This is a genomic window from Nocardioides sp. zg-1228 (assembly GCF_017086465.1).
Taxonomy (GTDB): Bacteria; Actinomycetota; Actinomycetes; order Propionibacteriales; family Nocardioidaceae; genus Nocardioides.
Map to the genome: position 1 here is coordinate 845,874 of NZ_CP070961.1, position 24,720 is coordinate 870,593.

General features: G+C 72.6%; 25 protein-coding genes. 19 read left to right on the forward strand and 6 right to left on the reverse strand.

All coding sequences use genetic code 11. The features are described 5' to 3' along the window. The first annotated feature begins 109 nt into the window (after positions 1-109). The 3 genes from JX575_RS04100 to JX575_RS04110 are packed head-to-tail and all read left to right on the forward strand — an operon-like array spanning position 110 to position 2,569. On the forward strand, positions 110-1,570 hold the full coding sequence (locus JX575_RS04100; protein ID WP_186342412.1) for a hypothetical protein: 1,461 nt from the start codon (positions 110-112) through the stop codon (positions 1,568-1,570). Then, positions 1,570-1,965 carry a hypothetical protein gene (locus tag JX575_RS04105; protein WP_186342411.1) on the forward strand — a complete coding sequence of 132 codons (396 nt, stop codon included), beginning with the start codon at positions 1,570-1,572 and terminating at the stop codon, positions 1,963-1,965. Before JX575_RS04100 ends, JX575_RS04105 begins: the two co-directional genes overlap by 1 nt. Further along, a complete protein-coding gene (locus JX575_RS04110; RefSeq protein ID WP_186342410.1) occupies positions 1,958-2,569 on the forward strand; it encodes a hypothetical protein in 612 nt (203 codons plus the stop codon). Before JX575_RS04105 ends, JX575_RS04110 begins: the two co-directional genes overlap by 8 nt. A 71-nt stretch (positions 2,570-2,640) precedes the next feature. On the opposite strand, the gene JX575_RS04115 is transcribed toward JX575_RS04110, so the two are convergent. Next, positions 2,641-3,945 carry a citrate synthase gene (locus JX575_RS04115; protein WP_186342409.1) on the reverse strand — a complete coding sequence of 435 codons (1,305 nt, stop codon included), beginning with the start codon at positions 3,943-3,945 and terminating at the stop codon, positions 2,641-2,643. Between the two features lie 119 nt (positions 3,946-4,064). Continuing rightward, a complete protein-coding gene (locus JX575_RS04120) occupies positions 4,065-5,390 on the reverse strand; it encodes an FAD-binding oxidoreductase (RefSeq protein WP_186342408.1) in 1,326 nt (441 codons plus the stop codon). Between the two features lie 225 nt (positions 5,391-5,615). Between JX575_RS04120 and rplM the strand changes: the two genes are divergently transcribed. From rplM to JX575_RS04140, 4 genes are all read left to right on the forward strand, one after another. Further along, complete coding sequence (gene rplM / locus JX575_RS04125; protein ID WP_186342407.1) at positions 5,616-6,059, forward strand: 50S ribosomal protein L13; 444 nt, start codon at positions 5,616-5,618, stop codon at positions 6,057-6,059. A gap of 17 nt (positions 6,060-6,076) precedes the next feature. Next, positions 6,077-6,577 carry a 30S ribosomal protein S9 gene (gene rpsI, locus JX575_RS04130; RefSeq protein WP_186342406.1) on the forward strand — a complete coding sequence of 167 codons (501 nt, stop codon included), beginning with the start codon at positions 6,077-6,079 and terminating at the stop codon, positions 6,575-6,577. 107 nt (positions 6,578-6,684) lie between these two features. Beyond that, positions 6,685-8,031 carry a phosphoglucosamine mutase gene (glmM, locus tag JX575_RS04135; protein ID WP_186342405.1) on the forward strand — a complete coding sequence of 449 codons (1,347 nt, stop codon included), beginning with the start codon at positions 6,685-6,687 and terminating at the stop codon, positions 8,029-8,031. A 418-nt stretch (positions 8,032-8,449) separates the two neighbouring features. Next, positions 8,450-9,445: a GNAT family N-acetyltransferase gene (locus tag JX575_RS04140; protein ID WP_186342404.1), complete on the forward strand. Its 996-nt coding sequence runs from the start codon at positions 8,450-8,452 to the stop codon at positions 9,443-9,445. Positions 9,446-9,451: 6 nt separating this feature from the next. Here the strand turns inward: JX575_RS04140 and coaA are convergent, their stop codons facing one another. After that, positions 9,452-10,420 carry a type I pantothenate kinase gene (gene coaA, locus JX575_RS04145; protein ID WP_186342403.1) on the reverse strand — a complete coding sequence of 323 codons (969 nt, stop codon included), beginning with the start codon at positions 10,418-10,420 and terminating at the stop codon, positions 9,452-9,454. 65 nt (positions 10,421-10,485) lie between these two features. On the opposite strand from coaA, the gene glmS reads away from it, so the two are divergent. The 9 genes from glmS to tsaD are packed head-to-tail and all read left to right on the forward strand — an operon-like array spanning position 10,486 to position 19,345. Beyond that, a complete protein-coding gene (gene glmS, locus JX575_RS04150) occupies positions 10,486-12,330 on the forward strand; it encodes a glutamine--fructose-6-phosphate transaminase (isomerizing) (protein ID WP_186342402.1) in 1,845 nt (614 codons plus the stop codon). 4 nt (positions 12,331-12,334) lie between these two features. Then, positions 12,335-12,688 (forward strand): holo-ACP synthase, encoded by a 354-nt coding sequence (locus JX575_RS04155; protein WP_186342401.1) that lies wholly within the window; start codon positions 12,335-12,337, stop codon positions 12,686-12,688. A 9-nt stretch (positions 12,689-12,697) separates the two neighbouring features. Next, a complete protein-coding gene (locus JX575_RS04160) occupies positions 12,698-14,098 on the forward strand; it encodes an NAD(P)H-hydrate dehydratase (protein ID WP_186342400.1) in 1,401 nt (466 codons plus the stop codon). Positions 14,099-14,105: 7 nt separating this feature from the next. After that, positions 14,106-15,257 carry an alanine racemase gene (gene alr, locus JX575_RS04165; protein WP_186342399.1) on the forward strand — a complete coding sequence of 384 codons (1,152 nt, stop codon included), beginning with the start codon at positions 14,106-14,108 and terminating at the stop codon, positions 15,255-15,257. After that, positions 15,254-16,318: an alpha/beta hydrolase gene (locus JX575_RS04170; RefSeq protein WP_186342398.1), complete on the forward strand. Its 1,065-nt coding sequence runs from the start codon at positions 15,254-15,256 to the stop codon at positions 16,316-16,318. Before alr ends, JX575_RS04170 begins: the two co-directional genes overlap by 4 nt. Beyond that, positions 16,315-17,205, forward strand: coding sequence for a tRNA (adenosine(37)-N6)-threonylcarbamoyltransferase complex ATPase subunit type 1 TsaE (tsaE, locus tag JX575_RS04175; RefSeq protein ID WP_186342397.1), 891 nt, complete (start codon positions 16,315-16,317; stop codon positions 17,203-17,205). The genes JX575_RS04170 and tsaE overlap by 4 nt, the downstream gene beginning before the upstream one ends. 10 nt (positions 17,206-17,215) lie before the next feature. Continuing rightward, a complete protein-coding gene (gene tsaB, locus JX575_RS04180; protein ID WP_186342396.1) occupies positions 17,216-17,854 on the forward strand; it encodes a tRNA (adenosine(37)-N6)-threonylcarbamoyltransferase complex dimerization subunit type 1 TsaB in 639 nt (212 codons plus the stop codon). Further along, complete coding sequence (locus JX575_RS04185; RefSeq protein ID WP_186342395.1) at positions 17,851-18,306, forward strand: GNAT family N-acetyltransferase; 456 nt, start codon at positions 17,851-17,853, stop codon at positions 18,304-18,306. Before tsaB ends, JX575_RS04185 begins: the two co-directional genes overlap by 4 nt. Next, positions 18,299-19,345: a tRNA (adenosine(37)-N6)-threonylcarbamoyltransferase complex transferase subunit TsaD gene (gene tsaD / locus JX575_RS04190; RefSeq protein ID WP_186342394.1), complete on the forward strand. Its 1,047-nt coding sequence runs from the start codon at positions 18,299-18,301 to the stop codon at positions 19,343-19,345. The genes JX575_RS04185 and tsaD overlap by 8 nt, the downstream gene beginning before the upstream one ends. 100 nt (positions 19,346-19,445) lie before the next feature. Here the strand turns inward: tsaD and JX575_RS04195 are convergent, their stop codons facing one another. Beyond that, the gene (locus JX575_RS04195) at positions 19,446-20,945 is read right to left on the reverse strand and encodes a hypothetical protein (protein ID WP_186342393.1); all 1,500 of its coding nucleotides are present in this window, start codon (positions 20,943-20,945) and stop codon (positions 19,446-19,448) included. A 3-nt stretch (positions 20,946-20,948) separates the two neighbouring features. Next, positions 20,949-21,347 (reverse strand): hypothetical protein, encoded by a 399-nt coding sequence (locus JX575_RS04200; RefSeq protein WP_186342392.1) that lies wholly within the window; start codon positions 21,345-21,347, stop codon positions 20,949-20,951. A gap of 135 nt (positions 21,348-21,482) precedes the next feature. On the opposite strand from JX575_RS04200, the gene JX575_RS04205 reads away from it, so the two are divergent. The 3 genes from JX575_RS04205 to JX575_RS04215 all read left to right on the forward strand — a co-directional run bounded on the left by JX575_RS04205 (position 21,483) and on the right by JX575_RS04215 (position 23,986). Further along, complete coding sequence (locus JX575_RS04205) at positions 21,483-22,097, forward strand: hypothetical protein (protein ID WP_186342391.1); 615 nt, start codon at positions 21,483-21,485, stop codon at positions 22,095-22,097. Between the two features lie 117 nt (positions 22,098-22,214). Continuing rightward, the gene (locus tag JX575_RS04210; protein ID WP_186342390.1) at positions 22,215-23,348 is read left to right on the forward strand and encodes an S-(hydroxymethyl)mycothiol dehydrogenase; all 1,134 of its coding nucleotides are present in this window, start codon (positions 22,215-22,217) and stop codon (positions 23,346-23,348) included. After that, positions 23,348-23,986, forward strand: coding sequence for an MBL fold metallo-hydrolase (locus tag JX575_RS04215; protein ID WP_186342389.1), 639 nt, complete (start codon positions 23,348-23,350; stop codon positions 23,984-23,986). Before JX575_RS04210 ends, JX575_RS04215 begins: the two co-directional genes overlap by 1 nt. 22 nt (positions 23,987-24,008) lie before the next feature. Here the strand turns inward: JX575_RS04215 and JX575_RS04220 are convergent, their stop codons facing one another. Continuing rightward, a complete protein-coding gene (locus JX575_RS04220) occupies positions 24,009-24,608 on the reverse strand; it encodes a helix-turn-helix transcriptional regulator (RefSeq protein WP_186342388.1) in 600 nt (199 codons plus the stop codon). Between the last annotated feature and the right edge of the window lie 112 nt (positions 24,609-24,720).

Below are 24,720 nucleotides of genomic sequence, written 5' to 3' on the forward strand. Positions count from 1 at the left end.
AAGCCGCGATGACCTCGCGGCACCTCGCAAGGGCACGTCCGGCAGCCAGGTGTACGGCGCGGGCAACGGGGTAGACGGGTGGCGTCAGCACCGAACCGGGGGGATAACGATGGGCCAGACTCTGCAGATCCAGTGGGGCAGTCTCGACATGCTGCTCGAGGACATGGTCGCGATCCGCGACCAGGTGGACAGCATCGACACGTACGTCGGCACGCACGTGTGCAACGCGGCGGGCTTCGACTTCGAGCCCTTCGCACTCAAGAAGCTCGCCGATGCGATGGGCACGATGCGTGGCCACTTCACCACGGTGAAGAGCACGTTCGAGACGCGCTACGACGGGCTGCGCGAGGCGGTGGTCACCACGGCCAAGGACGTCTACGCGACCGACGACAGCATCAAGTTCGACATCGACAGGCTCACCGGCGAGCCCGGACAGGCCGGGGGCGAGGGCGCCGGCATCGAGGTGCGGCTGAAGAACCTCAAGGACCCCACGGACGTCCTCACCGCACCGCCTCCGGGCGAGCAGCAGTTCCCCAAGGACCACGACCAGCCGTTCCAGTCGGTCGTGACCGGCTGGGACGACGCGCGCGACAAGATCAACGAGTGCATCAAGTGGTGCCGCGACCACAAGATCGACATCTTCGACGAGCTTCCCGACAAGAGCCTGGAGGACTTCATCGTCTTCCCGCTGTCGGGTGACTACTACGCGATCCAGCAGAACGCCTCGGCGTGCCGCAACCTGTCCAAGGCGTTGAAGGACTACGCCTACAACTTCGGACTCCTCGCCATCAACGCCTCGGCGGCCATGAAGGGCCAGGCGGGTCTGACGCTGACGGCCCACATCGGTCTCTACGGCACCGTGATGACCGCGATCTCGGCCGTGGTGTCAGGACTGGCCAAGGTCTTCGACGAGCTGGCGGAGATGAGCGAGAAGATCGCCATCAAGGTGGAGAAGATCATCCGGGTGCTCGCCCAGAAGCTCTTCAAGCTGATGAAGTTCCTGCTCAAGCGCATCAACGCGGCCGTCGGGATCTTCGTGACGATCAAGGAGATCGCCGAGAAGGGCACGGCGTTCTTCACCGACCTCGTCGACGACGTCAAGACCGTCACGAAGCTCATCAAGGTGGCCTTCGGGCTCGCCGACGACGTGGAGGAGTGGGCCAAGGAGCAGGCAGACCGGATCAACACCGTCAAGCAGGTCGTCACCATCATCGAGAAGCTGCCGCACGCGCGCGGCAAGATGAGCCTCAGCGACCTGCCCAAGGACGTGACCGACGTCGAGAAGTCGCTCAAGGACCTCAAGACCGACTTCGGGGACCCCGAGGGCGAGGCCTTCGACGACCTCGAGGCGGCCGTCGACGAGGGCGTGAACGAGGCCGGCAAGACGGATCCCAGCGTCCACTACGACGAGGACTGCGTGCCCGACGACCCGCCCGCGGGCCAGCCCGGCATGTTCGGCCCGTCGGTCCTGCCGCCCGAGTGGCACCCCCCGATGGCGCCGCCGCAGGTGGCGGTGCCCGAGGACGACGTGCGCGTCCCGAAGGTCGCCGAGCGGGTGGGTGGTCGCTGATGGAGTTCTACGACGCCTCGAGCGCCGCTCCGCAGGACCCGATCGAGCAGGTCCTCGGTGACCTCGGCGCGGACGCCACGACGTCGGCCCTGCTCGAGCGCCTGCACGAGGTCGACGACCTGGTCGATCGCATCCTCGAGGAGGAGGGGGCGCAGCCCCTCGACGCCGACATCGTCGCGGCACTCGAGCAGATCACCGGGGCGCAGGACGCGCCCGACCACTTCCGGCGGGTGTACGAGCGGGTCGAGCGGCGGGCGACGACCTGGGACCGGTTCTGGCAGCGACCGCACGACGAATACCGTGGCTTCGAGATCATCCAGGCCGCGATCGTGCGGACGACACGAGAGACCGGCGAGACCCTCGCCCGACTCGACACGAAGGAGCAGCGTGACTGACCTGAGACGGGTGACGACGGCGTTCGCGGCCGTGGCCCTGGTGCTGGTGGCATCGGGGTGCGGCGGCGACGACGAGCCGGCGCCCACCGACCCGGGGAGTGCGACGAGCAGCCCGAGCGGCACCTCGTCAGCGGAGCCCACGGAGGAGCCCACGGAGGAGCCCACGTCCGGTGGCGCCGCGGGTGGCGACGGCTATGCCTGCGAGGCGATCGACGTCCAGGTCGCCGGAGCGGACAACGACGTGCCCCTCGAGGAGCCGTCGGGTGTCGGCGAGATCGGCGGCGACGAGGGCTGCTCGCTGTTCCAGAAGGACGAGCCCACGGTGGTGGAGGTCGAGCTCGTGACCGAGCACGGCGACCTCGACCAGGAGGGAGCCGCCCTCCAGATCTCGGGCCAGGAGGAGATCGAGGACGTGACGGTCGGCGGCAGCCCCGCACTGCTCGTGAGAGGAGCGGGCAGCCCGGTCTACGTCAACCTCGCGACGCTCGCCGGCGACCGCCTGCTGACGATCAGGCTGCTCGCGCCCGGTGCCGAGCCGAAGCAGGTCGAGCAGTACGAGCGGGTGGTGCTCTCGGTCGCCGAGCAGGTGGTCGCGGCCGCCTGAGGCCCGGACACGACGAACGCCCCCGGCCGCGCGGCCGGGGGCGTTCGTTCGTACGACGGTGGAGCGGGGACTCAGGCCCAGCGCTCGGACGCGGGGGTGAAGGTCAGCTCGCGGTCGCCGGTGTAGATCTGCTTCGGGCGGGCGATCTTCTGGTCCTTGTCCTGCACCAGCTCCGACCACTGCGCGAGCCAGCCCGGCGTGCGGCCGATGGCGAACAGCACCGTGAACATCTCCGGCGGGAACTGGAACGCCTCGTAGATCAGGCCCGAGTAGAAGTCGACGTTGGGGTAGAGCTTGCGCTTGACGAAGTACTCGTCCTCGAGCGCGATCTTCTCCAGCTCCAGTGCGATGTCGAGCAGCGGGTTGGTGCCGGTGACCTCGAAGACGTCCTCGGCGGACTTCTTGATGATCTTGGCGCGCGGGTCGTAGTTCTTGTAGACCCGGTGCCCGAAGCCCATCAGCCGCTCGTTGCCGTCCTTCACCCCCTCGATGAAGGCGGGGATGTTCTCCTTGCTGCCGATGCGCTTGAGCATCCGCAGCACGGCCTCGTTGGCGCCGCCGTGCAGCGGGCCGTAGAGGGCGCCGATGCCGGCGGAGACCGCCGAGTAGGGGTCGACCTGCGAGGAGCCGACCGAGCGCACCGCGTTGGTCGAGCAGTTCTGCTCGTGGTCGGCGTGCAGGATGAAGAGGACGTCGAGGGCCTTGACCAGGCGCTCGTCGGCCTCGAACTTCTGCTCGCTCATCTTGAACAGCATCGACAAGAAGTTGGCGGTGTAGCCGAGGTCGTTGTCGGGGTAGACGTAGGGCTTGCCCTGCGCGTGGCGGAACGACCAGGCGCCGAGGGTCGGCATCTTCGCGATCATGCGCACGATCTGCATGTGCCGGTTGTCGGCGTCGCTGATGTTGCGGGCGTCGGGGTAGAACGTCGACAGGGCGCCGACCGAGGCCATCAGCATGCCCATCGGGTGGGCGTCGTAGCGGAAGCCGTGCATGAAGTTCTTCACGTTCTCGTGCACGAACGTGTGGTAGGTGATCTCGTGCACCCAGGCGTCGTACTGCTCCTTGGTGGGGAGCTCGCCGTGGATGAGGAGGTAGGCCACCTCGAGGAAGTTGGACTTCTCCGCGAGCTGCTCGATGGGGTACCCGCGGTACTCCAGGATGCCCTTGTCGCCGTCGATGTAGGTCACCGACGAGCGGCACGAGGCGGTGTTGACGAACCCGGGGTCGTAGGTCGCGAGTCCGGGCTGCTCCTCGTCGAGGCGGATCTGCCCGAGGTCCTTGGCCGCGATCGTGTTGTCGGTGATCGCGATGTCATACGTCTGACCGGTCCGATTGTCGGTGACAGTCAGGGAATCCTTGGCCGCAACGTCGGTCACGTCGGCTCCTGTTCATACGTCTTTGTACGTCTGTGGGGTCCCCTCAACCTAGACCGGCGTCCGCAACGACCGCGAATCAGGTGTCCAGACAGAGGGACGCCCATGATCCCTGCACGCCGTCACCGGCCGGCGACGCGGTGGGCGACGCGGGCGATGCGGCTGGTGCGACCCAGCCCCGCGTCCTCGCGTCGGTCGGCGGTGCGGTAGAGGCCGTACAGCGCGTGCACGCCTGCCCACCGCAGTGGCTCCGGCTCCCACCTCCGCACCCGGTGCCCGGACCACGGGAGCCGGGTCAGGTCGGTGTCGTGGCCGAGCACGAGGTCGCGCAGGGTGCGACCCGCCAGGTTGGTGGCGGTCAGGCCGGAGCCGACGTAGCCGCCGGCGTGGCCGAGACCGGTCGCGGGGTCGTACGCCACGCTCGCGCTCCAGTCGCGCGGGACGCCCAGCACGCCGCACCAGGCGTGGTCGAGCCGCACGCCGGCCAGCGACGGGAAGAGCGTCGTCAGGGTCGAGCGCAGCGACTCGACCGTCTGCGGCTGGGTGCGGCCGTCGACGTCGGTGCGCGAGCCGAAGCGGTAGGGGACGCCGCGCCCGCCCATCGCGATGCGCCCGTCGGCGGTGCGCTGGGCGTAGCAGTAGGCGTGCGCCTCGTCGCCGAGCAGCTCCGCGCCGCTCCAGCCGATCTCGTCCCACCGTGCCCGGTCGAGCGGCTCGGTGACGACGATGGCGGAGTTCATCGGCAGCCAGTCGCGGCGGTGCCCGGGCAGCCCGGCGGTGAAGCCCTCCAGGCAGCGCAGCACCACCGGCGCGGTCAGGGTGCCGCGGTCGGTGACGACCGTCCCGGCGGTGACCGACGTGGCCCGCGTGCCCTCGTGGATCCGCACGCCGCGCGCGCGGACGGCGCGCGCGACCCCCGCCACCAGCCGGGCGGGCTGCACCCGCGCGCAGTCGGGGTCGAAGTGCCCGGCGACGGCTCCGGCCACCCGGACCCGCTCGGCCACCTGTGCCGCGGTGAGCTCGCCGCCGAGCCGCCGGCGCTGGGCCTCCGAGCGCGCGACGGTGAGCACGCCGCTGCGCACGATGTCGGCCTCGATGCCCTCGCGGGCGGCCACGCCGATCACCTCGCCGACCGTCGAGCGCAACGCCTCGCGCAGGCGTCGTACGCCGTCCTCGCCGGCCACCGCGGCGTAGGCCCGGGGGCTGCCGGCGAGCTCGCTGGAGAGCCAGCCGCCGTTGCGCCCCGACGCCCCGAACCCGGCGAACTTCGCCTCGACGACGCGCACGTCGAGCGTCGGGTCGGCCTCGGCGAGGTAGAAGGCCGTCCAGAGGCCGGTGAGGCCCCCGCCTACGATGGCCACGTCGCACGACGCGTCGCCGGCCAGGTGGTCGGTGGGGGAGGGCAGCCCGACCTGCTGCCACCAGAAGGACACGCCGCCGTTGCGCACGCGCCCATTGTGGTGCCCCGGCGTTTTGACCGCCCCGCGGGCGGGCCGTAGTCTTGATGGTCGCGACTCCTGCCGCGTCCGCTCCCTCCGGGACCGGGTGCAGATCCGGACGTCATCCTCCCTGAGTCGGGGGAGCGATCCGGGCCGTGTTCGTCAGAAGCCGCAGCAGCACCAGCCGGCCCTCGTCCGAGGGCCGGGACCAACGAACCAGAACGGGACACCGCCGTGCGCACGTACAGCCCCAAGCCCGCTGACATCCAGCGTGAGTGGCTCGTCATCGACGCCACCGACGTGGTCCTGGGCCGCCTCGCCGTCCAGACCGCCAACCTCCTCCGCGGCAAGCACAAGCCGACCTTTGCTCCTCACATGGACATGGGCGACTTCGTGATCATCGTGAACGCCTCCAAGGTGTCGCTGTCGGGGTCCAAGAAGACCACCAAGATGGCCTACCGCCACTCCGGCTACCCGGGCGGCCTCTCGGCCACCCCGTTCGGCGAGCTCCTCGAGAAGGACCCGCGCAAGGCCATCGAGAACGCGGTGTGGGGCATGCTCCCCAAGAACAAGCTCGGTCGCCAGATGCTGAAGAAGCTGAAGGTCTACGGAGGCCCCGACCACCCGCACCTGGCCCAGCAGGCCACTCCCTTCGAGATCACGCAGATCTCCCAGTGACGACTGAGGACGCACAGATGACTGAGAACACCACCGAGGTCGAGGAGACCTTCGAGACCGACGCCGAGGGCGTTGCCTACACGTCCGAGAGCGACGCCTCCGCGGACTCCCCGGCCCGCCCGGCGACCATCGCCCCCGGCGCGGCCACCGGCCGTCGCAAGGAGGCCGTCGCCCGCGTGCGCATCGTCCCCGGCACCGGCGAGTGGACCATCAACGGTCGCTCGATGGACAGCTACTTCCCCAACAAGCTGCACCAGCAGATCGCCAACGAGCCGTTCGTCGAGCTGCAGCTCGAGGGTCGCTTCGACGTGATCGCCCGCATCCACGGCGGCGGCATCGCCGGCCAGGCCGGCGCCCTGCGCCTCGGCGTGGCCCGCTCCCTCAACGGGATCGACACCGAGGCCAACCGCCCCGCGCTCAAGAAGGCCGGGCTGCTCACCCGCGACGCCCGCGTCGTGGAGCGCAAGAAGGCCGGTCTCAAGAAGGCCCGCAAGGCCTCGCAGTTCAGCAAGCGCTGATCCAGCCTGCACCTCGAGGTCCGCACCGTCCTACGACGGTGCGGGCCTCGTCGCATGTGCGGCCTCGGTGCCGCGTCAGGCACCGACGACCCGTAGGCTGCCGGGCCATGACGCGACTCTTCGGCACCGACGGGGTCAGGGGCCTGGCCAACGCCGACCTCACGGCCGAGCTTGCCCTCGACCTCTCCGTCTGTGCGGCGCACGTGCTGGCCGACCGCGGTGAGTTCGAGGGGCACCGGCCCCTGGCGGTGGTGGGCCGCGACACCCGCATCTCCGGGCAGTTCCTCGAGGCGGCGGTCGTGGCCGGGCTCGCCTCGGCCGGCGTCGACGTGCTGCTGCTCGGCGTGCTGCCCACCCCGGGGGTGGCCTACCTGACCGACCGCCTCGGCGCCGACCTCGGCGTGGTGCTCTCGGCCTCGCACAACCCGATGCCCGATAACGGCATCAAGTTCCTCGCGCGCGGCGGGCACAAGCTCGACGACGTCATCGAGGACGCCGTCGAGCGCCGGATGGGCGAGCCGTGGGAGCGGCCGACCGGCGGCGACGTCGGCCGCGTGCGGGCCTACGACACCGCAGTGGAGGAGTACGCCGCCCACCTCGAGAGCACGATCAGCCATCCGCTGGCCGGGCTCACGGTGGTGCTCGACTGCGCCGAGGGGGCGGCGCACGCCGCAGGCCCGCGTGCCCTCGAGGACGCCGGCGCGACCGTGATCGCGATCCACGCCGACCCGGACGGCATCAACATCAACGACAACTGCGGCTCCACGCACCTGGAGTCGCTGCGCGCCGCGGTGGTCGAGCACGGCGCCCACGCCGGCTTCGCGCTCGACGGCGACGCCGACCGCTGCCTGGCCGTCGACGCCGAGGGCAACGTCGTCGACGGCGACCAGATCCTCGCGATCCTCGCCCTGTCCATGCGCGAGCAGGGCAAGCTCGCCAAGGACACCGTCGTCGCGACGGTGATGAGCAACCTGGGCTTCGTGCAGGCGCTGCGCGCGGCCGGCGTCGGCGTGCGCCAGACCAAGGTCGGAGACCGCTACGTCCTCGAGGCGATGCGGGTCTCCGGCTACAACCTCGGCGGCGAGCAGTCCGGCCACGTCATCCTCGCCGACCACGCCACCACCGGTGACGGCATCCTGACCGCGCTGCACGTGCTGGAGCGGATGGCGACCACCGGCAGGTCGCTGGCCGACCTCGCCTCGGTGGTCCACCGGCTGCCGCAGGTGCTCCTCAACGTCTCGGGCGTCGACAAGTCGCGGGCCGACGAGGACGCGGTGGTCGCCGCGGCCCTCGCCGAGGAGGAGGCGCTCCTGGGCGACCGCGGCCGCATCCTGCTCCGTCCCTCCGGCACCGAGCCGATCGTGCGGGTGATGGTCGAGGCCCCCAGCGAGGACGAGGCGCAGGACGTCGCCTCCCGGCTCGCCGAGGTCGTCCGCCGGGAGCTCGCGCTCTAGCCGTACTGATCGAGCACGTGGGTCGAGATCGTGTGACGACGCGATCTGAATGAGGTCGGCAGGCGAAGACCACCGGGGTTGAGCGGGGATGTCCCCGCTCAACGGCCCGGATCCGGGTGTCCTAGCGGGGACGGGACGTGTGTAGTGGGCCAGCCAGACTCGCGCGGGAGCGTGGCGGTGCTGGAGCGGGGATGTCCCCGCTCAACGGCCCGGATCCGGGTGTCCTAGCGGGGACGGGGCGTGTCTAGTGGGCCAGCCGGCCTCGCGCGGGAGCACGGCGGGCGTCGAGCAGCGCCGTGCGCAGCCAGCTGCGGAGCGGTGAGTCGGTCGTCATCCGACGACCCTGCAGCAGCGTGACGCCGGGCGCACGCCGTTAATCGGGGTGACCCGGCAGGCCCCGCCGACTACCGTCGCCGCCGTGGGCGTCGACATCGAGCAGATCGACCCGCGCAACGAGGCGGCCCTCCGCGCGTGGTGGGAGGTCGGGCGAGCGGCGACGGCCGAGCGGCCCGGCATGCCGTGGCCGGTGTGGGAGCAGAGCCGGGTCGCCCTGCCGGCGCCCAACCCCGAGCGGGGCGTCACGATCGTCGGGGCGATCCACGGCCGTGAGATGGTCGGGGCCGGCCTGCTCACCCGGACGCTCAAGGACAACCTGCACTCCGCCATGGCGTTCGTCTACGTCCGCCCCGACCGCACGCGGCAGGGCATCGGGCGCCGGCTGGCCGAGGAGCTCGAGGTCGTGGCCGCGGGCGACGGGCGTACGACGATCCAGGGGGAGGCCTACGTCCCGCCCGGCGGGTCCGGCCCGGCCGAGCACTTCGCCCGGGCGATGGGCTACGACGTCGCCAGCCGCGAGTCGATCAAGGAGCTGGCGCTCGCTGACTACCGCGCCCGCCGCGACGAGCTGGTGGCGACTGCGCCGGTGCCCGACGGCTACCGCGTCGTCACCTTCGACACCGTGTGCCCCGAGGAGCACCTCGCGTCGTTCGGCCGGATCCTCGGCATGCTGATGTCGGAGATCCCGCTCGGCGAGCTCGACCTCACGGCGTCGGACTGGACGCCGGAGCGGATCCGCGAGGCCGAGCAGCGCCAGGTCGCGATCGGCCGCCACGTCCACACGGCGTTGGCGATCGCACCGGACGGCTCGGTGGCGGGTGTCTCCGACGTACGCGTCGACGACAGCGACCCGGCCCACGGCCAGGTCGGCATCACCCTCGTCGACCCGGTCCACCGCGGCCGCCGGCTCGGCCTGGCGCTCAAGGTCGCCACGCACGACCTCGCCCTCGCCACCCATCCCGGCCTGGTCTCCCTCGACACCTCCAACGCCGAGGTCAACACCTGGATGAACGCCGTCAACGACGCGCTCGGCTACCGCACGATCGAGACGCTGCTGGAGCTGCAGAAGCGGCTCTGAGGCCACTCAGAGCTTGCGCAGCCGCACGTAGCGCACGGAGTGGTCGGCGTCCTTGCGGAGCACCAGGTTGGCGCGGGAGCGGGTGGGGGCGACGTTCTGCACGAGGTTGGGCCCGTTGGTCGAGTCCCAGATGCGGGTGGCCTGGTCGACGGCCTCGTCGTGGGAGAGCGCGGCGTACTTGCGGAAGTAGGACGCCGGGTCGCGGAAGGCGGTCTCGCGCAGCCGCAGGAAGCGGTCGACGTACCACCGCTTGATGTCGGCCAGGGCAGCGTCGACGTAGACGCTGAAGTCGAAGAAGTCGCTGACCGCCAGCCCGGTGCGTCCGTCCTCGCGGACCCGTGCGGGCTGGAGGACGTTGAGGCCCTCGATGATCACGATGTCCGGGCGCTTGACCACGACCTTCTCGTCGGGCAGCACGTCGTAGACCAGGTGGGAGTAGATCGGCGCCTCGACCTCGTCGCGGCCCGACTTGATGTCGATGACGAACTTGAGCAGCGCCCGGCGGTCGTAGGACTCCGGGAACCCCTTGCGGTGCAGGATCCCGCGGCGTTCGAGCTCGGCGTTGGGCAGCAGGAAGCCGTCGGTGGTGACGAGGGCGACGTTGGGGTGCTCGGGCCAGTGGGCGAGCATCTGCTGCAGCACGCGCGCGGTGGTCGACTTGCCGACCGCCACCGACCCGGCGAGGCCGATCACGAACGGCGTACGCGGCGGGGTGACGCGGTGCAGGAACTCCTCCTGCTTGCGGTGCAGGCGCGAGTTGGCCGCGACGTAGAGGCTCAGCAGCCGCGAGAGCGGGAGGTAGACCTGCTCGATCTCGCGCAGGTCGAGCTGGTCGCCCAGACCCCGGAGACGGGCGACCTCCTCGCGCGTCAGGGTGGTCTCGGCCGTGCCCGCCAGCTGCGCCCACGCCGCCCGGTCGAGCTCGACGTAGGGGGAGGACTCGCCGCCGTTGGAGGGCGCGCTGTCCTCGGGCATGGGTGCGATTGTGGCACCGCCGCTGCGTCGGGCCGCGCAGCACCCTGCCGATAGACTCCCGGCCCATGTGCGGAATCGTCGGGTACGTGGGTCCCAAGCCGGCCCAGGGCGTCATCATCGAGGGACTGCGGCGCCTGGAGTACCGCGGCTACGACTCCGCCGGCATCGCGCTCGTCGACGCCGGGTCGATCGTGTCGGAGAAGTGCGCCGGCAAGCTCGCCAACCTCGAGAAGGCGATCATCGACGCCCCGCTCCCGGCCAGCACCACCGGCATCGGGCACACCCGCTGGGCCACCCACGGCCCGCCGACGGACCGCAACGCCCACCCGCACCTGGGCCGTCAGCGTCGCGTGGCGCTGGTGCACAACGGCATCCTCGAGAACTTCGCCGACCTGCGCGCGCGCCTGGAGGCCGACGGCATCGAGATGGCCTCCGACACCGACACCGAGGTCGCGGCGCACCTGTTGGAGGAACAGCTCGAGACCGGCGTCGACCTGACCGTCGCCATGCAGAACGTCTGCCGCGGCCTCGAGGGCGCGTTCACCCTCGTCGCCGTCGACGCCCACGACCCCGACCGCGTCGTCGCGGCACGCCGCAACAGCCCGCTCGTGGTCGGCGTCGGCGAGGGCGAGAACTTCGTCGGCTCCGACGTGGCCGCCTTCATCGAGCACACCCGCGAGGCGTTGGAGCTCGGCCAGGACCAGGTCGTCACGATCACCCGCGAGGGCGTCAGCGTCTCCGGCTTCGACGGCACCCCGGCCGAGGGCCGCCGCTACCACGTCGACTGGGACCTCTCGGCCGCCGAGAAGGACGGCCACGACTGGTTCATGCGCAAGGAGATCTTCGAGCAGCCGCGTGCCGTCGCCGACTCGCTGCTGGGCCGCCGCGGCGCCGACGGGCACCTGCAGCTCGACGAGATGCGCCTCTCCGACCAGGACCTGCGCGACATCGACAAGATCATCATCATCGCGGCCGGCACGTCGTTCTACGCCGGCATGGTCGCCAAGTACGCCATCGAGCACTGGTGCCGGATCCCGGTCGAGGTCGAGCTCGCCAGCGAGTTCCGCTACCGCGACCCGATCCTGACCAACGCCACCCTGGTGGTCGCGATCAGCCAGTCCGGCGAGACCGCCGACACGCTCCAGGCCATCCGGCACGCCCGGGCGCAACGCTCCAAGGTGCTGGCCATCTGCAACACCAACGGCTCGACCATCCCGCGTGAGTCCGACGGCGTCATCTACACCCACGCCGGCCCCGAGATCGGCGTCGCCTCGACCAAGGGCTTCCTCACCCAGCTCGTCGCCTGCTACCTCCTCGCGCTCTACCTCGCGCAGGTCAAGGGCACCCGCTTCGGCGACGAGATCTCCCTGGTGATGGACCAGCTCGACGAGATGCCCGGCCACGTCGAGACCGTGCTGGAGAAGGCCGAGCAGGTCTACGCGCTCGCCCGCGACCACGTGGACAACCGCTCGGTGCTGTTCCTGGGCCGCCACGCCGGCTACCCGGTTGCGCTGGAGGGGGCCCTCAAGCTCAAGGAGATCGCCTACCTGCACGCCGAGGGCTTCGCCGCCGGCGAGCTCAAGCACGGGCCGATCGCGCTGGTGGAGGAAGGGCTCCCGGTCCTGTGCGTCGTGCCGCCCCGGGGCCGCGACCACCTGCACAACAAGATGATCAGCGGCATCCAGGAGGTCCGCGCGCGCGGCGCCCGGACGATCTGCCTGGCCGAGGAGGGCGACACGACCATCGTCCCCTACGCCGACGAGCTCATCACGCTGCCGCAGGTGCCGGTGCTCCTCCAGCCGATCCTGGCCGTGGTGCCGCTGCAGCTGTTCGCGTGCGAGCTCGCCACGCTGCTCGGCCACGACGTCGACCAGCCCCGCAACCTCGCCAAGTCCGTCACGGTCGAGTAGACGCATGCCGGTCATCGGCGTCGGCATCGACGTGGTCGACATCGACCGCTTCACGCAGTCCCTCGAGCGCACCCCAAGGCTGCGCGGTCGACTGTTCACCGAGGCCGAGTCGGTGCGTCCTCCGGCGTCGCTGGCCGCGCGCTTCGCGGCCAAGGAGGCGATGGCCAAGGCGCTCGGCGCGCCCGTCGGGATGGCCTGGCACGACGCCGAGATCGTCTCGGAGGAGACCGGCCGGCCGCGCTTCGAGATCCGCGGGACGGTCGCCGCGCGCGCCGAGGCGTTGGGGGTCGTGCACGTGCACGTCTCGCTGTCGCACGACGCCGGCATCGCCTCGGCCGTGGTCGTGCTGGAGTCCTGAGGAGTCGCGATGCTGCGTGCCCACACCGTCGAGGACGTACGCCGCGCGGAGGCCGCCGCGATGGCGCGCCTGCCCGAGGGCGCACTCATGCAGCGCGCCGCGGCAGGCCTGGCAGCCGCCGTCCTCGACCTGCTCGGCGGGGGCTACGGCCGGCGCGTCCTGCTGCTGGTCGGGCCCGGCGACAACGGCGGCGACGCGCTGTGGGCGGGTGCCCGGCTCGCCGCCCGCGGCGCCTCGGTCGAGGGTCTGCTGCTCGCCGACCACGCCCACGAGGCGGGCCACGCCGCGCTGCTCGCCGCCGGGGGGCGTACGACCCGGAACGCCGACGACCTCGACCCCCACCCCGACGTGGTGGTCGACGGCATCGTCGGCATCGGCGGCCGGCCCGGGCTGCGGCCCGACGCGGTGGCGGCGCTCGAGCGGTTCGCCGGCGTGCCGGTGGTCGCGGTCGACGTGCCGTCCGGTGTCGACGTCGACGGCGGCACCCTCGACGGCGCGCACGTGCGCGCCGACCTGACGGTCACCTTCGGCACCCACAAGGTCGCCCACCTCGTCGACCCCGCCTGCCTGGCCAGCGGGGCGGTCCACCTCGTCGACCTCGGCCTCGACGACGGCGACCTCGGCGCGCCGGCGGTGGAGGCGCTCCAGCCGGCCGACGTCCGCCGCCTGCTGCCCCGGCCGGGACCCACCGCGCACAAGTACACCCGCGGCGTGGTGGGCGTCCGCGCCGGGTCGAGCACCTACCCCGGGGCCGCCCTGCTGGCGGTCGCCGGCGCCGCGTGCGGCCTCACCGGGATGGTGCGCTACGTCGGCCCCGACGAGGTCGCCGCCGCTGTCCGCAGCGCGCACCCGGAGGTCGTGGGCGACGGACGGGTCCAGGCCTGGGTCGTGGGCCCCGGGGGCGGCGACGACGCCGAGGCGATGGTCGCCGCGGCCCGCTCCGACGACGTGCCCGTCGTGGCCGACGCCGACGCACTGCGCCACGTCGACGGCCGCGCGCCCGGCTGGGTCCTCACCCCGCACGCCGGCGAGCTGGCCGCCATGCTCGGCCTGGAGCGCGCCGAGGTCGAGGCAGCCCCGCTCGAGCACGCACGCCGGGCGGCCGACCGCTTCGACTGCGTGGTGCTCGTCAAGGGCCACCACACCCTCGTCGCCGACCCCGGCGGGCGGGTGCGGGCCACCACCACCGGTGTGCCCTGGCTCGCCACCGCCGGGGCCGGCGACGTGCTCGCCGGACTCATCGGCGCGCTGCTCGCCGCGGGCCTCGATCCCTTCGACGCCGCGTCCGTGGGCTCCTGGCTGCACGGCGCCGCAGCGACGCAGGCGTCCGGCGACGGACCGCTCACCGCGGGCCGCGTCGCTGACCAGATCCCGCGCCTGGTGCGTGACACGCTCGCGGGTTTGGGATGATCGTCCCATGAGCGATCCTGTGCCGCCACGCGCCGAGATCGTCGTCGACCTCGCCGCCGTGCGCCACAACGTGCGCATCCTCAAGGACCTCGTCAACGTCGACGGCCCCGTCGCGCTCATGGTGGTCGTCAAGGCCGACGGCTACGGCCACGGCATGGCCGAGGTGGCCGCGGCCGCCCGCGATGCCGGGGCCGACTGGCTGGGGGTGGCCACCATCGAGGAGGCGCTCGCCCTGCGGGCCGCCGGCGACTCGGGCCCGCTGCTGTGCTGGCTGAGCGCCCCGGGCGACGACTTCGCGGCCGCCGTGGCGGCCGGCATCGAGGTCACCGCCTACTCGCTGGCCGAGCTCGAGGAGATCGCCGCCGTGGGCGCTGCCCGCGTGCAGCTCAAGGTCGACACCGGCCTCTCCCGCGGCGGCGCGCCCCGCGCGGAGTGGTCCGATCTGTTCGCCAGGGCGAGCCTGCTCGAGCGCCAGGGCCGCATCACCGTCACGGGCATCTGGTCCCACCTCGCCGCGAGCGACGAGCCCGAGCACCCGGCCAACGACGCGCAGGAGGCCGCCTTCCGCGACGCCCTCGCGCTGGCCGCCGAGGCGGGTCTCGACCCGGACGTGGCCCACCTGGCCAACTCGGCGGCGGCGGTCCTGCGTCCGTCCTCCCACTTCGACATGGTCCGCTGCGGCATCGCGGCCTACGGCCTCGACCCGGCACCCGGCGTCAGCCCGCTCCTTGGCCTCCGGCCGGCGATGACGGTGCGGGCCCGCCTGCTGCTCAGCAAGGAGGTGCGGGCCGGCGACGGCGTCTCCTACGGGCACACCTGGCACGCCGAGCGCGACACGAGCGTCGGCGTCGTGCCGGTCGGCTACGCCGAGGGCGTCCCGCGGGCAGCAGGCAACACCGCCGCCGTCTGGGTGGGCGACTCGCGACGCCCCGTCCGGGGACGCGTGTGCATGGACCAGCTGGTGATCGAGCTGCACGGCGAGCTGCCGCCGCCCGGCACCGAGGTCGTCCTCTTCGGTCCCGGCGACGCCGGTGAGCCGACCGCGCAGGAGTGGGCCGACGCGGTGGGCACGATCAGCTACGAGATCGTCACCCGGATCGGCGGCCGGTTCGTCCGCCGGCACGTCGACGGCGACGAGCCCGGAGGGACCGCACCGTGAGCGTCAAGGGCCGCGTCTTCGGCTCGGTCGTGGGCGCGGCGGGCCTGGCCGCCGCCGCCGGCGCCGTGGGCATCGCGCGCCAGAACCGCGTCATCGGCAACCGCGCCGCCGGGGAGACGGTCGCCTTCGGCGAGCTGCACAGCCCGCCGCGGGTGGTGGTCGCCGACGACGGCCTCGCCCTGCACGTGGAGATCGACGAGCCCGCCGACTTCGGCGGCCGCGCCACGACCGACGACGACCTCACCGTGGTGTTCGTGCACGGCTACTCCCTCAACCTCGCCTGCTGGCACTACCAGCGCGCGGCCTACCGCGGCCAGGTGCGCACCGTCTTCTACGACCAGCGCAGCCACGGCCGCTCCGCGCGCTCCGACGAGAAGCACTGCACGATCGAGCAGCTCGGCCACGACCTGCGCCGCGTCATCGAGACGACGGTGCCCGGTCCGTGCGTGGTGGTCGGCCACTCCATGGGCGGGATGAGCGTGATCTCGCTCGCCCAGCAGCACCCCGACCTCTTCGGCGACAAGGTCCGCGGCGCCGCGCTGATCTCCACCACGGCCGGAGGCCTCGACCCGGGTCGCATCCTGTTCCCGATGCTGCCGCTCGGCCTCGGCGGGCGGTTCGTCGGCCGTGCCGTACGCACCCTCGACCGCGGCCACAAGGCCGTCGACCTCGCGCGGTCCTGGGGCCACGCGATCGCCGACGTCATCACCGACCGCTACGCCTTCGGCGACGACGTCCCCGCCTCGCACGTCGATTTCGTCTACTCGATGCTCGACGCGACGCCGTTCGCGGTGGTCGCGGACTTCTACCCCGCCTTCGCCACCCTCGACCACTTCGACCACCTCGCGCCCCTGGGGCAGGTCCCCACCTCGATCATCTGCGGCACCGCCGACAAGATCACCTCCGTCGGTCACAGCCGCAAGCTGCACAGCCGGATCCCGGGCTCGAGCCTGCTCGAGTGCGAGGGCGCGGGCCACATGGTGCTGCTCGAGCGCCACAAGCAGGTCACCGCCGAGCTCGACGACCTGATCTCGCTGGCCCAGGGGCAGGACCTGTCGTGAGCCTCGTCGTGCGCAGGGTCGGCCCCGAGTCGGCCGCCGACGTGCTGGCCGTGGTGCGGGAGGCCTTCGGTGCCCGCCCGGCCCTCGACCCGCCGGCGGACGCCCTGGGCGAGGACGTCGACTCCCTGCGGCGCCTGCTCGCGCGCCGGGGTGGTCTGCTGGCGTGCCTCGACGGGGAGCCGGTCGGCTGCGTCGTCCTCGACCCGGGGCCCGACGGGCTGGTGCTCCGCCGCTTCGGCGTGACACCGGCGGCGCAGGGCAGGGGAGTGGCCACCGCACTCGTCGAGGCGGCCGTGGAGGCGTCCGCCGGGCGGTCGGCGGTGCGGGTCGTCGCCCGCGAGGAGCTGCCCGGCACCGTCGCGTTCTGGGAGGCCCACGACTTCGTCGTCACGGGCGGCGCGAGCCCCTACGTCGAGCTCGCGAGGTGGCTGGGCACGTCGTTCGACGCCCCCGACGCGGAGACGATGCGCCGGCTCGGGGCCCGGGTCGGCGCCAGCCTGGTCGCCGGCGACCTGGTGGTGCTCACCGGTGAGCTGGGCGCCGGCAAGACGACGTTCACCCAGGGCCTGGGCGAGGGGCTCGGCGTGCGCGGCGGCGTGACGTCGCCGACGTTCGTGATCGCCCGGGTGCACCCCGCGCTGGGGGAGGGGCCCGACCTCGTGCACGTCGACGCCTACCGACTCGGCGGCCTCGACGAGCTCGACGACCTCGACCTCGACACCTCCCTCGACACGGCCGTGACCGTCGTCGAGTGGGGGGCGGGCCTGGCCGAGGGGCTGGCCGAGTCGCGCCTCGAGGTCGTGATCGAGCGGACGGTGGGCGACGCGCCGGCCGACGACGGGGCCGACCCGCGCCGGGTTTCGCTGCGCTGGATCGTCGGACAGTAGCCTCGACGCCGTGCTGCTCGCCTTCGACACCGCGACCCCGCTGGTCTCCGTCGCCCTGCACGACGGTGAGCGGGTGGTCGTCGAGCACTCCTCCGAGCAGCCGATGAAGCACGGCGAGCACCTCGCGCCGCTCATCGCCCGCGCGATGGAGGACGCCGGCATCGTGCGGCAGGACCTCTCCGGGGTCGCAGTGGGGGTCGGCCCCGGACCGTTCACCGGGCTCCGGGTCGGCGTCGTCACCGCGCGCACCCTCGGCTTCGTCCTCGACGTCCCGGTCTACGGCGTGTGCTCGCTCGACGCCGTCGCCCTCGAGGTCGTCGGCGCCGGCGCACCGGACGGCGGGTTCCTCGTCGCCACCGACGCGCGCCGCAAGGAGGTCTACCTCGCCTCCTACGACGCCGACGGCCGCCGCCTCGAGGGCCCCGTCGTGACCCGCCCGGCAGAGGTCGCCACGGGCGCACCCGTCGCCGGCGCCGGTCCCGAGCTCTACCCCGACGCGTTCCCCCACGCGATCGCTCCCACCCGGCCGGGCGCCGGCTGGCTGGCCGTCGGCGTGGCCGACGAGCTCGTCGAGCTGCTCGACCCCGAGCCCCTCTACCTGCGCCGCCCCGACGCGGTCGCCGGCGCACCCCGGAAGCCCGTCTCGTGATCCGTCCCGCCACGCTCGCCGACCTGCCGGCACTCCTCGCCCTCGAGCAGGAGCTCTTCGGTCCCGACGCGTGGAGCGAGGCGCTCGTGCGCGAGGAGATCGAGGGGCCCGGGCGACGCTTCCTGGTCGCCGACGACCTCTCCGGCTACGCGGTGACGATGACCGCCGGCGACATCGTCGACCTGCTGCGCATCGGCGTACGCCCCGACGCGCGCCGCGCCGGCCTCGCCTCCCGGCTCCTCGAGGAGCTCCTCGTCGACACCGACGGCGCCTCGCGGATGCTGCTGGAGGTGAGCGTGGCCAACGCGCCCGCCGTCGGGTTCTACGTCGCCCGGCAGTTCAGCGTCATCGACGTACGACCGCACTACTACCGCGACGGGTCGGAGGCGCTGGTGATGTGCCGCTGGCTCCCGGGCGCGGCGAGGGAGCAGACGGAGACCGCCCATGACTGACGCACCGCTCGTCCTCGGCATCGAGACCTCGTGCGACGAGACCGGCGTCGGCATCGTCCGAGGCCACACGCTGCTCGCCGACACCGTCGCCAGCAGCGTCGAGGAGCACGCCCGCTTCGGCGGCGTCGTGCCCGAGGTCGCCAGCCGCGCCCACCTCGAGGCGATGGTGCCCACGATCGAGCGGGCCGCCGAGACCGCCGGCATCTCCCTGTCCGACATCGACGCGGTGGCCGTGACCAGCGGGCCCGGGCTCGCCGGCGCGCTGCTGGTGGGCGTGGCGAGCGCCAAGGCGCTCGCGCTCGGCCTCGGCAAGCCGATCTACGGCGTCAACCACCTCGCCGCCCACGTCGCCGTCGACCAGCTCGAGCACGGTCCGCTGCCCGAGCCGTGCCTGGCGATGCTGGTCTCGGGCGGTCACTCCAGCCTGCTGGAGGTCACCGACGTCACGGTCGGCGTGGAGCCGATGGGCGCCACCATCGACGACGCCGCGGGGGAGGCCTTCGACAAGGTCGCCCGGCTGCTCGGCCTGCCCTTCCCCGGCGGCCCCCACATCGACAAGCAGGCGCGCTCGGGCAACAGCGTCGCCATCGACTTCCCGCGCGGGCTCACCAGCCGGCGCGACCTCGAGCGTCACCGCTTCGACTTCTCCTTCTCCGGACTGAAGACCGCCGTGGCCCGCTGGGTGGAGGCCCAGCAGCGCTCGGGGGCCGCGATCGACGTCGCCGACGTGGCCGCGTCGTTCCAGGAGGCCGTATGCGACGTGCTGACCCGCAAGGCGATCGACGCGGCGACGAGCCGAGGGATCGAGGACATCCTGATCGGCGGCGGGGTGGCTGCCAACAGCCGCCTGCGTGCCATGGCCGAGGAGCGCGCCACCGCCCGTGGCATCCGGGTGCGGGTGCCGCGCCCGGGCCTGTGCACCGACAACGGGGCCATGGTCGCCGCGCTCGGCGCCGAGCTCGTCGCACGGGGGCGTACGCCCTCCTCGCTCGACCTCCCCGCCGACTCCTCGCAGCCGATCACGACCGTCGTGGCCTGACCGCTCCGGCACCGTTGCCCCACCGTTGCCCCATCGGGGACGCCGAAGGCCCCGCCCGAGAGCGGGGGCCTTCGTCACGCGCACTCGTGCGCCGTGGTCGTCAGTCGAGGACGCTCGGAGCGACCTCGTCGTCGCCGAGCCAGTCCTGGTCGTAGACCAGGCTGTCGCGCTCTGCGGCCTGGTCGCGGTCGCCCTTGCGGCCGCCGCGCCCGGAGGCGCCACCAGCCGCTGCACCCGCACCGCGGGCCCCGCTCGAGCCGCGCCCGCCGGAGCGGGAGCCGGTGCTCGAGCCGGCCGCCGCGCCGCGGCTGCCCGCCGAGCCGGCACCGCGGGCTGACGACCCACCGGTGGAGGCCCCGCGTGCGGCCGCCGAGCCGGCTCCGCGCGAGGTGGGGCTGCCGGCCGCCGCGCCGCCGCGTCCGGTCGCACCTGCCGCACCCGCGCTGGTCGGACGCGACAACGCGCCGGCGCTGCCGCTGCGACCGGTGGCTCCGATCGGTCGGGTGGTGGACGAACCGGGGGAGGACACCGAGCCGGCGCGGACGCCGCCCATCATGCCGCTGGCACCGCCGGCCGCACCGGCAGCGCCCATCGCCGCGGCGTTGACGCCGCCGGCGCCCGCTCCGGCCGCGCCCGCCGCGCCGGGCGCCGCCACCTGCGAGCCGCCGGGGGTGTAGCTCACCCCGCCCTGCGACGAGCCCGCGACCGTGCTGGTCTCGCCCGGCGTGGCTCCCGGGTAGGTCGGGGTCGTGCCCGGCGGGGTGTGGGTCGGCGGGGTGTGGGTCGGCGGGGTGTGGGTCGGCGGAGTCGGCTCCGTGGTGGGCGGAGGGGGCGGGTTGCCGGTGGGCGGCTGAGGAGTCGGGTCGCCGGGGGGCGGCTCAGGGATCGGGGGGCCGGTGGGCGGCTGCGGGGTCGGGTTCCAGGTGCCCGGCGGGTTGCCGTTGCCGGGACCCTCGGGCGTCGTCGGAACGCCCGGCGCCTTGGTGCCCGGCAGGTAGGGACCCGACGGACCGGTCGGGACGCTGGGCGGCGGCTCGGTCGGGTCGGGCTGCCCGTGGATCTCCTTCATCGGCGGGATCGCACCGAGGAAGGCCGCATCGAGGTCCTTGGTGAGCGCGAGAGCCTTGGCCTCCTGCTTCTCGTACTCCGCCTGCCAGGACGAGCGCGCGTTGGCCCGCGCGCTGGACGCGGCCGCCTGCGCCTGCAGCTCCTCCTTGGTCGGCTCGACGCCGGGCGTGCCCGCGGGAGCCTGGTAGGGAGCCGGCTTGTCGCCGAGGTCAGCCATGTTGTCGCGCGTGGTCCGGGTGTCCTCGATCTGGAGTCCCACCTGGCGCAGGGCCTCGCCGGCCGCCTCGAGCTGCTCGGACTTCGCGATGATCGAGGTCGCCGACTCCTCCATCCCGGCGCGCAGGGCCGGACCGGTGAGGGTCGACTCGCCGATGCGGAGCTCGGCCTGCTGAGCGGCGTTCCTGAGGGCGTCGCCCAGCACCTTCAGGTCGGCGGCCTTCTCCTTCCAGGCGTCGCCGGCGTTCTTGATCTCACCCCCGGCCGCGGAGTCGAGGTAGGTGTCGAGAACCTGACGGTTGGGTCCCTTGGTCACGGCTCAGTCCTCCTCGGTGGGCATGGTGCACTGGTCGGTGCCGAAGTCGGGGGCAGCCACGCAGCTCGTCGACGTCTGGATCAGGCGCATCGTCGCGGCGGTCTGCTCGGTCGTCGTCTCCATGTCCTTGTTGAAGAGCTCCACCGACTCGGCCATCCCGCGCAGCCCGGCCGCCATCTTCTTGAGCTCGTCGGCGACGGTCTGGTGGGCCATCTCGGTGTTGGTGCCGAGGCGGTATCCACCGGTGTAGGACTGACCGAACGAGGTGCTCGCGACGGGCACGACGGGATTGTTGACGACGCCCTCGGCGGCCTTGTCGAAGGAGGCCATCAAGGAGGCGGTCGTCTCGGGATCGATGTTGAGCCCGACCATGGTCTGGTTGAGCAGTTCACGGTCTTCCAACGGCAGCATGATCTGTCCTTTCCCCCTCGTCGCAGAACCAAAACCACCCTATGTGGGCGAACTGCCTCGCGAGGCATCCTCCAGGGAAAACGCGGTGCCCCGGGACGTGTCGTCCGGCCCGATAGGCTCCCGCGCATGATGTCTCGGGGAGAGCGGGTCCGTCTGGTGGCGGCGTGCGTCGGTCTGGTCGCGGTCCTGGCCAGCGGGTGCCAGTCGTCGGGGGAGGGCACGGACGCCGACCCGGTCGGCGGCTCGCCCACGTCGTCGTCCGCCCCGCCGACCCCGGTCCCGACCGCGACGAGCACGGTCGTGGAGCCGGCGGACGGGCCCCGGATCAAGGTCCCCGGCGCCAGCATGCACGGCCTGGCGACCTACACCCGCAACAGCGACTTCGGCATCGTGCAGGGCTTCCGCGACGGCCAGAGCGGCGTGACGCTGGCGCCGGCGCTGACCGACACGGCCTCGCTCGACGCCTTCGCGAAGGAGTGGATCCGCCAGCACGACGGCCCGAAGGTCCAGGTGCGCCAGGACGACGCGGTGGCCGGCGGCAAGTACAACGCCTGGCACGTCGTCGACGAGACGTCCGACCCGCAGTACCGCGTGCACACCTTCGGGGTGATGTTCCTCGACTCGAGCTGGACCATCACCATCCGGCACAACCTCGACGGCGTGCCGCAGCCGCTGACCGACGACGAGATGCAGGGTGTGACCGACTCCCTGCTCGCCAGTTTCAAGACCGACCTGGACTGAGCGGCACCCGGGGCTGGCCCGGGTCCCGGTGAGCACACCGTGACACCCGGGGTGGTTGCATCTGTGGGGTCGGCGTCGCAGCGTTCGCGTCGACCCAGACACAGAGGAGGCACATCGATGCAGCAGGTCCAGGCGGTCGTCGCGCTCGCGAAGGGCGAGCCGGTGCAGCTCACCACCATCAACGTCCCCGACCCCGGCCCGGGCGAGGCGGTCGTGAAGATCCAGGCCTGCGGGGTGTGCCACACCGACCTCCACTACCGCGAGGGCGGGATCAACGACGACTTCCCCTTCCTGCTCGGCCACGAGGCCGCCGGCGTCGTGGAGTCGGTCGGCCCGGACGTCACGAGCGTCGAGCCGGGCGACTTCGTCGTCCTCAACTGGCGCGCGGTGTGCGGCGAGTGCCGCGCCTGCAACCGCGGTGAGCCGTGGTACTGCTTCGCCACCCACAACGCCACCCAGAAGATGACGCTCGCCGAGGGCGACCTCGCCGGCACCGAGCTGTCGCCGGCGCTGGGCATCGGGGCGTTCGCCGAGAAGACGCTGGTCGCGGCCGGCCAGTGCACGAAGGTCGACCCCTCGGCGCGTCCCGCCGCCGTCGGCCTGCTCGGGTGCGGGGTGATGGCCGGCCTGGGTGCTGCCATCAACACGGGCAACGTGACCCGCGGCTCCACCGTCGCCGTCATCGGCTGCGGCGGCGTCGGTGCCGCAGCGATCGCGGGCGCCGCACTCGCCGGAGCGTCCCGGGTCATCGCCGTCGACATCGACGACCGCAAGCTCGAGATGGCGCGCTCGATGGGTGCCACCCACACGGTCAACTCCGCCGAGGTCGACGCCGTGACCGCCATCCGCGAGCTGACCCCGCCGCAGGACGACACCGGCCACGAGGGCGGGGCCGACGTGGTGATCGACGCCGTCGGTCGCCCGGAGACGTGGAAGCAGGCCTTCTACGCCCGCGACCTGGCCGGCACCGTCGTCCTCGTCGGTGTGCCGACGCCGGACATGACGATCCCCGAGATCCCGCTCATCGACGTCTTCGGCCGCGGCGGCTCGCTGAAGTCCTCCTGGTATGGCGACTGCCTGCCCTCGCGCGACTTCCCGATGCTGGTCGACCTCTACCAGCAGGGCCGGCTCGACCTCGACGCCTTCGTGACCGAGGAGATCGGCATCGGCGACGTCGAGGCGGCGTTCGAGAAGATGCACCACGGGCCAGAAGACGGCCCCAGCGTGCTCCGCTCGGTGGTGGTGCTCTGATGACCGGGCCGCGCGGCGTGCGGGTCGACCACGGCGTCGTCTCGGGCACGTTCTCCCTCGACGGAGAGACCTACGACGTCGACAACAACGTGTGGGTGATCGGGGACGACGAGCAGTGCCTGGTCATCGACGCCCCGCACGACGTCGACGCGATCCTCGCGGTCGTCGGCGGCCGCGCCGTGAAGGCGATCGTGTGCACGCACGCGCACGACGACCACGTGCGGGTCGCGCCCGAGCTGCGCCGCCGGACCGGGGCGCCCGTGCTGCTGCACCCCGACGACCGGCCGCTGTGGGAGCTGACCCACGGTGGTGACGAGGAGGGGGCCGAGCTCTGGGACGTCGACCTCGCCGACGGTCAGACGCTCACGATCGGCGGGGCGGCCGTCACGGTGATCCACACGCCGGGCCACGCTCCCGGCGCCGTGTGCCTCTACGTCCACGACCTCGGGTGCGTCTTCACCGGTGACACCCTCTTCCAGGGCGGGCCCGGGGCGACCGGTCGCTCCTACTCCGACGAGGACCTGATCAAGGAGTCCATCCGGTCGCGGCTCCTCGAGCTGCCCGACGAGACGGTCGTGCACACCGGCCACGGTCCCGACACCACCATCGGGGCCGAGCGGGAGCGGCTCGCCGGCTGAGGTCGGTTGTGGCCAGCCGGGGTCAGGCGGCCCGCCACTGCTGCTGGCGGGCCTCCCTCACCTCGTCGAGGTGCTCGGCCTCGGCCGCCAGCTGGCGGGACGCCGGATGGTCGACGGGCGTGCCGAACACGCGCCGCTGGAGCCAGCGCCAGTAGGGCGAGGTGTGGTGGAGGACGAGCGGCTCCCTCCGGGCGCGTGAGGCGCGCCGCCACCGAGCGGGCTCGGGCGTGCACTCGAGGCCGCGCGGGACGTACCACCCGGTGGCCTTGAGGTCGACGTGGGCGGGGTAGCGCCTCCCGCCCCGGTCCCGCGCCCCGTCGTCGCGCATCGGCTCGACGACCTCGCCGCTGTCGGCGTCGTGGACGGTGCTGCCCAGTCCGGCGAGGCCGAGCAGGTGCTGCATCACGCTCACCCGCGGGCTGGTGCGGCCGGTCTCCCACCTCGCGACGACTGACTGCGACACCCCGATCATGGCCGCCAGCCCGCGCTGCGACACGTCCAGGATCCGCCTGATGCGGCGCACGAGACCGGGCACGCCTCCGTCGAACGGGCCCATCAGGTACCACTCCACCTCGTCGTCGGTCCACTCGCACTCCGCGTCCCACTCCTCCGTCGTCCGCATCTCTCAGCCCCTTCCGTCGGTCGTGGACGTCGTCTCGTCCTCGGTCCTGCCATCCCAGTCGTCCGCACCGACAACCGGCGATCGCTCGTCCACAGGCCAGCTCAATCCCGGT